General features: G+C 67.7%; 12 protein-coding genes. 11 read left to right on the forward strand and 1 reads right to left on the reverse strand.

All coding sequences use genetic code 11. From position 1 onward, the window contains the following. Positions 1 to 432: 432 nt before the first annotated feature. From rpsJ to rpsQ, 11 genes are read left to right on the forward strand one after another with little or no spacing between them, the layout of a single operon-like run. Positions 433 to 741, forward strand: coding sequence for a 30S ribosomal protein S10 (rpsJ, locus tag CGZ93_RS10875; RefSeq protein WP_012923688.1), 309 nt, complete (start codon positions 433 to 435; stop codon positions 739 to 741). Between the two features lie 14 nt (positions 742 to 755). Next, positions 756 to 1,424 carry a 50S ribosomal protein L3 gene (gene rplC / locus CGZ93_RS10880; RefSeq protein ID WP_094364165.1) on the forward strand — a complete coding sequence of 223 codons (669 nt, stop codon included), beginning with the start codon at positions 756 to 758 and terminating at the stop codon, positions 1,422 to 1,424. A 2-nt stretch (positions 1,425 to 1,426) separates the two neighbouring features. Next, complete coding sequence (rplD, locus tag CGZ93_RS10885; RefSeq protein ID WP_094364166.1) at positions 1,427 to 2,401, forward strand: 50S ribosomal protein L4, sunset domain variant; 975 nt, start codon at positions 1,427 to 1,429, stop codon at positions 2,399 to 2,401. Next, positions 2,398 to 2,709, forward strand: coding sequence for a 50S ribosomal protein L23 (gene rplW / locus CGZ93_RS10890; protein WP_229117372.1), 312 nt, complete (start codon positions 2,398 to 2,400; stop codon positions 2,707 to 2,709). The genes rplD and rplW overlap by 4 nt, the downstream gene beginning before the upstream one ends. A 31-nt stretch (positions 2,710 to 2,740) precedes the next feature. Further along, the gene (gene rplB / locus CGZ93_RS10895) at positions 2,741 to 3,577 is read left to right on the forward strand and encodes a 50S ribosomal protein L2 (protein WP_094364167.1); all 837 of its coding nucleotides are present in this window, start codon (positions 2,741 to 2,743) and stop codon (positions 3,575 to 3,577) included. Positions 3,578 to 3,592: 15 nt separating this feature from the next. Continuing rightward, positions 3,593 to 3,880 carry a 30S ribosomal protein S19 gene (rpsS, locus tag CGZ93_RS10900; RefSeq protein ID WP_094364168.1) on the forward strand — a complete coding sequence of 96 codons (288 nt, stop codon included), beginning with the start codon at positions 3,593 to 3,595 and terminating at the stop codon, positions 3,878 to 3,880. A 19-nt stretch (positions 3,881 to 3,899) separates the two neighbouring features. Next, entirely contained in the window at positions 3,900 to 4,358 is a 459-nt protein-coding gene (rplV, locus tag CGZ93_RS10905) for a 50S ribosomal protein L22 (protein WP_094364169.1), read from the forward strand. A gap of 2 nt (positions 4,359 to 4,360) precedes the next feature. Next, complete coding sequence (gene rpsC, locus CGZ93_RS10910) at positions 4,361 to 5,203, forward strand: 30S ribosomal protein S3 (RefSeq protein ID WP_094364170.1); 843 nt, start codon at positions 4,361 to 4,363, stop codon at positions 5,201 to 5,203. A 2-nt stretch (positions 5,204 to 5,205) separates the two neighbouring features. Next, the gene (gene rplP, locus CGZ93_RS10915) at positions 5,206 to 5,625 is read left to right on the forward strand and encodes a 50S ribosomal protein L16 (protein WP_094364171.1); all 420 of its coding nucleotides are present in this window, start codon (positions 5,206 to 5,208) and stop codon (positions 5,623 to 5,625) included. Beyond that, positions 5,625 to 5,900, forward strand: a complete 276-nt coding sequence (gene rpmC / locus CGZ93_RS10920) for a 50S ribosomal protein L29 (RefSeq protein WP_094364172.1) — start codon at positions 5,625 to 5,627, stop codon at positions 5,898 to 5,900. Before rplP ends, rpmC begins: the two co-directional genes overlap by 1 nt. Position 5,901: 1 nt before the next feature. Further along, the gene (gene rpsQ / locus CGZ93_RS10925; RefSeq protein ID WP_094364173.1) at positions 5,902 to 6,201 is read left to right on the forward strand and encodes a 30S ribosomal protein S17; all 300 of its coding nucleotides are present in this window, start codon (positions 5,902 to 5,904) and stop codon (positions 6,199 to 6,201) included. Positions 6,202 to 6,292: 91 nt separating this feature from the next. Here the strand turns inward: rpsQ and CGZ93_RS10930 are convergent, their stop codons facing one another. Further along, complete coding sequence (locus CGZ93_RS10930) at positions 6,293 to 6,592, reverse strand: response regulator transcription factor (protein WP_229117373.1); 300 nt, start codon at positions 6,590 to 6,592, stop codon at positions 6,293 to 6,295. Positions 6,593 to 6,771 lie beyond the last annotated feature (179 nt).

Below are 6,771 nucleotides of genomic sequence, written 5' to 3' on the forward strand. Positions count from 1 at the left end.
CTCGAACCTGGCCGCCATCGACAAAACCTTCGCGTTCACACCCCATCGTGGCCGGCCACTGCTTCGCGGGGGAAAGTATGTGAGGCACGGCCCCCTCGTTCCCGGGGACTATGTGTGAGTCTCGCCGCCGATTTGGATCCTCGGCCGGGATCTGCCAAGATTGTCGGGTTGCTCCGACGGGGCGTGTCATGGCCCAGGGGTCCGGTTTTTCCGGATCCTCGCGAGCCGGGTACGCCGCACCAGGAGATCTTCCGTCAGGCCGGGCGTACGCCGCCGGGCACTCCATACAGCAGGGATTTCCTGCGGTGGTGTGCTCGGAACGTGCGACACACCCGACCGCGGGGGTCGGAGCAGCAGGACGAACGAGGTGCTCAGCAGAGCTCTCGCGGTTGGCAACAACCGGACCAGTCGGTACGAGGAGAAGGACGAACTGTGGCGGGACAAAAGATCCGCATCAGGCTCAAGGCCTATGACCACGAGGTCATCGACAGCTCGGCGCGCAAGATCGTCGACACGGTGACGCGTACGGGTGCCAAGGTCGCCGGCCCGGTGCCGCTGCCGACCGAGAAGAACGTGTTCTGCGTGATCCGTTCGCCGCACAAGTACAAGGACAGCCGTGAGCACTTCGAGATGCGCACCCACAAGCGGCTGATCGACATCATCGATCCCACCCCGAAGACGGTCGACTCGCTGATGCGGCTCGACCTGCCGGCGGGCGTGGACATCGAGATCAAGCTCTGAGGGACGTGACACCAGTGACTGCTACCGCTGAACGCAACGTCAAGGGCATCCTCGGCACCAAGCTCGGGATGACCCAGCTGTGGGACGGGGACAACAAGATCGTCCCCGTCACCGTGATCCAGGCCGGCCCGTGCGTGGTCACCCAGGTCCGCACCCCCGACACCGACGGCTACTCCGCCGTCCAGCTCGGGTTCGGCGCGATCAAGGCCAAGAAGGTCACCAAGCCCTCGGCCGGGCACTTCGACAAGGCCGGGGTCACCCCGCGCAAGCACCTCGCCGAGCTGCGCACCGCCGACGCCTCGGAATATGAGCTCGGCCAGGAGATCACCGCCGAGGCCTTCGCCGCCGGCAACATCGTTGACGCCACCGGCGTCAGCCGCGGTAAGGGCACCGCCGGCGTGATGAAGCGGCACGGCTTCCACGGCCTGCGTGCCTCGCACGGTGTGCACCGCAAGCACCGCTCTCCGGGCTCCATCGGTGGCTGCGCCACCCCCGGTCGCGTGTTCAAGGGACTGCGGATGGCCGGCCGGATGGGCGTGGAGAAGGTCACCGTGCAGAACCTCGTCGTGCACTCGGTGGACGCCGAGCGCGGCCTGATCCTGGTCAAGGGTGCGATTCCCGGCCCGAAGAACGGCCTGGTCGTGCTGCGTACCGCCGCCAAGAAGACCCAGAAGGAGGCCTGAGCATGAGCAGCCTCACCGTTGATGTGACCGACCTGAACGGCAAGAAGTCCGGTCAGGCCGAGCTGCCCGCCGAGCTGTTCGGCGTCGAGCCCAACATCCCGCTGATCCACCAGGTCGTGGTGGCCCAGCTGGCCGCCGCCCGCCAGGGCACCCACAAGACCAAGGGTCGTGGCGAGGTGCGTGGTGGCGGCGCCAAGCCGTGGCGCCAGAAGGGCACCGGCCGCGCCCGTCAGGGTTCGCGCCGCGCCCCGCAGTGGACCGGCGGCGGCATCGTGCACGGCCCGACCCCGCGCGACTACAGCCAGCGCACCCCCAAGAAGATGGTCGTCGCCGCCCTGCGCGGCGCCCTGTCCGACCGAGCCGCCGAGGGCCGCGTACACGTGGTGAACAACCTGGTCGAGGGGAACACCCCCTCCACCAGGAAGGCGCTCGCCGCGATCAACGCCGTCGCCCAGACCACCAAGGTGCTGGTCGTGCTGGCTCGCGATGAGGACGTCGCCTGGCTGTCGCTGCGCAACGCCGCCACGGTGCACGCCCTGGCCGTCGACCAGTTGAACGCCTATGACGTGCTGGTCGCCGACGAGGTCGTCTTCACCGCCGCCGCGCTCGAGGCCTTCGTGGCCGGCCCGACCAAGGGCAAGGGCGCGAAGTCGGTGGCCACCTCCGAGGAGACCGCCGAGCCGACCAACGCCGAGTTGCAGGCGGCCACCCTGGTCAGCGAGACCGAGGACACCGCCGAGCCGACCAACGAGCAGTTGGCCGCCGAGTCCGACAAGAAGGACTACGGCAAGGGCTCCTACCGCGGCGAGAACCCGCCCAAGGGTTTCGACATCAAGGGCAACGAGGACTCGATGAAGTTCCACACCCCCGAGTCGCAGTGGTACGACGCCACCGTCGCCGAGGTGTGGTTCGACAGCGAGGCGGCCGCTGAGGCTGCCGGCTTCGTGAACGTGCTGAAGGGCAAGGAATCCAAGTGAGTGACGCACTGAAGATCCGTGACCATCGCGACATCCTGCTCGCGCCGGTCGTGAGCGAGAAGAGCTACGGACTGCTCGACCAGAACAAGTACACCTTCCTGGTCGCGCCCGACGCCAACAAGACCGAGATCAAGATCGCGGTCCAGCAGGTCTTCGGTGTCACCGTGACCGGTGTCAACACCGTGAACCGCATCGGCAAGAAGCGGCGTACGCGCGTCGGCATCGGCAAGCGCCCGGACACCAAGCGCGCGATCGTCACCATCGCCGACGGCCAGCGCATCGACATCTTCGGAGGTCCGGCGGCCTGAGGCCGCTGGATACCGCTGAGAGGAAGAACCAATGGGTATTCGTAAGTACAAGCCGACAACGCCGGGCCGTCGTGGCTCGTCGGTTGCCGACTTCGTCGAGCTGACCCGGTCCACCCCGGAGAAGTCGCTGCTCGTCCCGAACAAGAAGACCGGCGGACGGAACAACTCCGGCCGGATCACCACCCGCCACATCGGCGGCGGTCACAAGCAGGCCTACCGGATGGTGGACTTCAAGCGCTACGACAAGGACGGCGTCCCGGCCAAGGTCGCGCACATCGAGTACGACCCGAACCGGACCGCCCGCCTGGCGCTGCTGCACTACGCCGACGGCGAGAAGCGCTACATCATCGCCCCGGTCAACCTGAAGCAGGGTGCCACGGTCGAGGCCGGTGAAGGTGCCGACATCAAGCCCGGCAACAACCTGGCGCTGCGCAACATCCCGGTCGGTACCACCGTGCACGCGGTGGAGCTCCGCCCCGGCGGTGGCGCCAAGCTCGGCCGCTCGGCGGGTGCGGCGATCCAGCTGGTCGCCCGTGAGGGCAAGATGGCCACCCTGCGCATGCCCTCGGGCGAGATGCGGATGGTGGACGTACGCTGCCGCGCGACCGTTGGCGAGGTCGGCAACGCCGAGCAGTCCAACATCAACTGGGGCAAGGCCGGCCGCAACCGCTGGAAGGGCAAGCGCCCGACCGTCCGCGGTGTCGTGATGAACCCGGTCGACCACCCGCACGGTGGTGGCGAGGGCAAGACCTCCGGCGGCCGTCACCCGGTCAGCCCGTGGGGCAAGCCCGAGGGTCGCACCCGCGACAAGAACAAGGCGAGCAACCGCCTGATCGTCCGCCGCCGCAAGTCCGGCAAGAAGCGCTGAACGGGAGTCTGAACAATGCCACGCAGCCTGAAGAAGGGCCCCTTCGTCGACGACCACCTGATGAAGAAGGTGGAGGCCCAGGCCGACAAGGGTGCCAAGAGCGCTGTCATCAAGACCTGGTCGCGTCGCTCGATGATCGTCCCCGACATGATCGGGATGACCATCGCGGTGCACGATGGTCGCAAGCACGTGCCGGTCTTCGTCACCGACTCGATGGTCGGTCACAAGCTCGGCGAGTTCGCCCCGACACGGACCTTCAAGGGTCACGTGAAGGAAGACCGCAAGTCCAAGCGCGGGCGCTGAGGGATAGGGAAGCAGTCAGATGAGCACACAAGAGAAGGCACGGCCCAGCCGTCGCTCCGCCCTGCTCGGCGATCGTCCCGGTTCGTACGCCATCGCGCGCCACGTCCGGATGTCCCCGACCAAGGTACGCCGCGTCGTCGACGTGGTCCGTGGCATGGATGTCAGCGAGGCCCTGGACGTCCTCCGGTTCGCCCCGCAGGCCGCGTCCGAGCCGGTGGCGAAGGTGGTGGCCTCGGCCGCCGCGAACGCCGAGAACACCGACCAGCTGCGCGCCGATGACCTGTACATCTCGCAGGCCTTCGTCGACGAGGGTGTCACCATGCGCCGGATCCGGCCGCGGGCCAAGGGTTCCGCGTCGCGCATCCTGAAGCGGGGCAGCCACATCACCGTGGTCGTCGAGCCGCGCGAGGCGCGTGACGCCAAGGCCAAGCCGGCCACCCAGACCAAGTCCGACGAGAAGACCGAGAAGGAGGCCTGAGCATGGGGCAGAAGATCAATCCCAACGGCTTCCGCCTGGGCATCACCACCGACCACAAGACCCGCTGGTTCGCCGACAAGAACTATTCCGAGCTGGTGGGTGAGGACGTCAAGATCCGCGACTTCCTGACCAAGAACCTCGAGCGCGCGGGCATCTCCTCGGTGGAGATCGAGCGTCGTTCCGAGCGCGTCACCATCTTCCTGTACGCCGCTCGTCCCGGCATCGTCATCGGCCGCAACGGCGCCGAGGCGGAGCGGGTGCGCGGCGAGCTGGAGAAGCTCACCGGCAAGCAGGTCCAGCTGAACATCCTCGAGGTGAAGAACCCCGAGATCGACGCGCAGCTGGTCGCCCAGGGTGTCGCCGAGCAGCTCGGTCAGCGCGTGGCCTTCCGTCGCGCGATGCGCAAGGCGCAGCAGACCGCCATGCGCGCCGGTGCCCGCGGTATCCGGATCAAGTGCTCCGGTCGTCTCGGCGGCGCCGAGATGAGCCGCTCGGAGTTCTATCGCGAGGGTCAGGTGCCGCTGCACACCCTGCGTGCCGACATCGACTACGGCTTCTATGAGGCCCGCACCACGTTCGGCCGGATCGGCGTCAAGGTGTGGATCTACAAGGGCGACGTTTCGGGCACCCGCGCCGAGCGCGCCGCGCAGAAGGCCGCCCGCAACAACGCCACCGGCCGGCAGCGTCCGTCCCGTGGCGGCCGCCCGAACCGTGGCGATCGCCCCGAGCGCGGTGGACGCCCCCGTCGCGACGGTGGCGCCCCGCAGGGCAGTGACACTCAGCAAGTTCGCGATGGGGGCCCGGCCCAGGCCGAGGCGTCCGCCACCGAGACCGCAGGAGCCTGATCATGCTGGTACCTCGTCGAGTGAAGTTCCGCAAGCAGCACCACCCGAAGCGCACCGGGATGGCCAAGGGGGGCACCTCCATGGCGTTCGGTGACTACGGGATCCAGGCGCTGGAGGCGGCGTACGTCACGAACCGCCAGATTGAGTCGGCGCGTATCGCGATGACCCGTCACATCAAGCGAGGCGGAAAGGTGTGGATCAACATCTACCCCGACCGTCCGCTGACCAAGAAGCCGGCCGAGACCCGGATGGGTTCCGGCAAGGGTTCCCCCGAGTGGTGGGTCGCCAACGTCAAGCCCGGACGCGTGATGTTCGAGCTGTCGGGTGTGCCCGAGGACGTGGCCCGCGAGGCCATGCGTCTGGCCATTCACAAGTTGCCGATGAAGGCGCGCTTCATCAAGCGCGAGGGTGGTGAGAACTGATGGCGAAGACACTTGTTGCCGCCGATCTGCGTGGCCTGAGCCGTGACCAGCTCAACACCAGGGTGACCGAGCTGAAGGAAGAGCTGTTCACCCTCCGGTTCCAGGCGGCCACCGGCCAGCTGGAGTCGCACGGGCGTCTGCGCAGCGTTCGCAAGGACATCGCGCGGATCTACACCGTGCTGCAGGAGCGCAACCTGGGCATCGTGGCCGAGCCGGACACGGACGAGCCCGTGGCCGAGGAGAAGCCGGCCAAGTCGAGCAGGAAGAAGGCCTGAGATGACCGAGTCCACGCAGAACGAGACCGCTGCTGCCGAGGAGACCACCGAGCGCACCGCTCGCAAGGTCCGCACCGGCTATGTCGTCAGCGACAAGATGGACAAGACCATCGTCGTGGCCGTCGAGGACCGGAAGATGCACCGCCTCTATGGCAAGGTCATGCGCCAGACGGTACGCCTGAAGGCCCACGACGAGAACAACGAGGCCGGCATCGGCGACCGCGTCCAGATCATGGAGACCCGACCGCTGTCGGCGACCAAGCGCTGGCGCCTGGTGTCCATCCGCGAGAAGGCGAAGTGATCGTCGTCGCCGACTGAAGTCAGCGGACGAGTCGAGACCAACGGGCCGCATCCCAACCGGGGTGCGGCCCGTTGGCGTACACCTCAGACCGTCACCCCTGGCGAACCCGGTCGATGGCCGCGCGCCGGTCGGCCACACCGAGCATGGTGAAGATCGCGTTGCTGTGGGATTTGACGGTGGACACGCCCAGCACGAGTTCCGCCGCGATCTCGGGATTGGTCCGCCCCTCGCCGAGCAGGCGCAGCACCTCGGCCTCGCGGGCGGTCAACTCCGGGAAGCGCTCCCGGACCGACCTGGGCTCGGCGTCCGGCAGTCCGGCGACCACCCGTCCGGCGATCCGCGAGTCCAGCGGCGTACGCCCGGCCGCGGCGGCCTGGACCGCGGCCACCACCTCGGCGCCGCCTGCGTCCTTGGTCAGATAGCCGCAGGCGCCGGCGGCTAGCTGTACCCGGCCAGGACGTTGGTAGCGGCGAGCCTGGTTGAACGAACGAGAACCTCCGAATGGGATGTGGCTTGTCGAAGGCCCACGCCAACCCGGAGGTTCTCATGTCCCACGGTAGTGCCCGATTG

It is taken from the genome of Enemella dayhoffiae (genome assembly GCF_002250625.1).
Taxonomy (GTDB): Bacteria; Actinomycetota; Actinomycetes; order Propionibacteriales; family Propionibacteriaceae; genus Enemella; species Enemella dayhoffiae.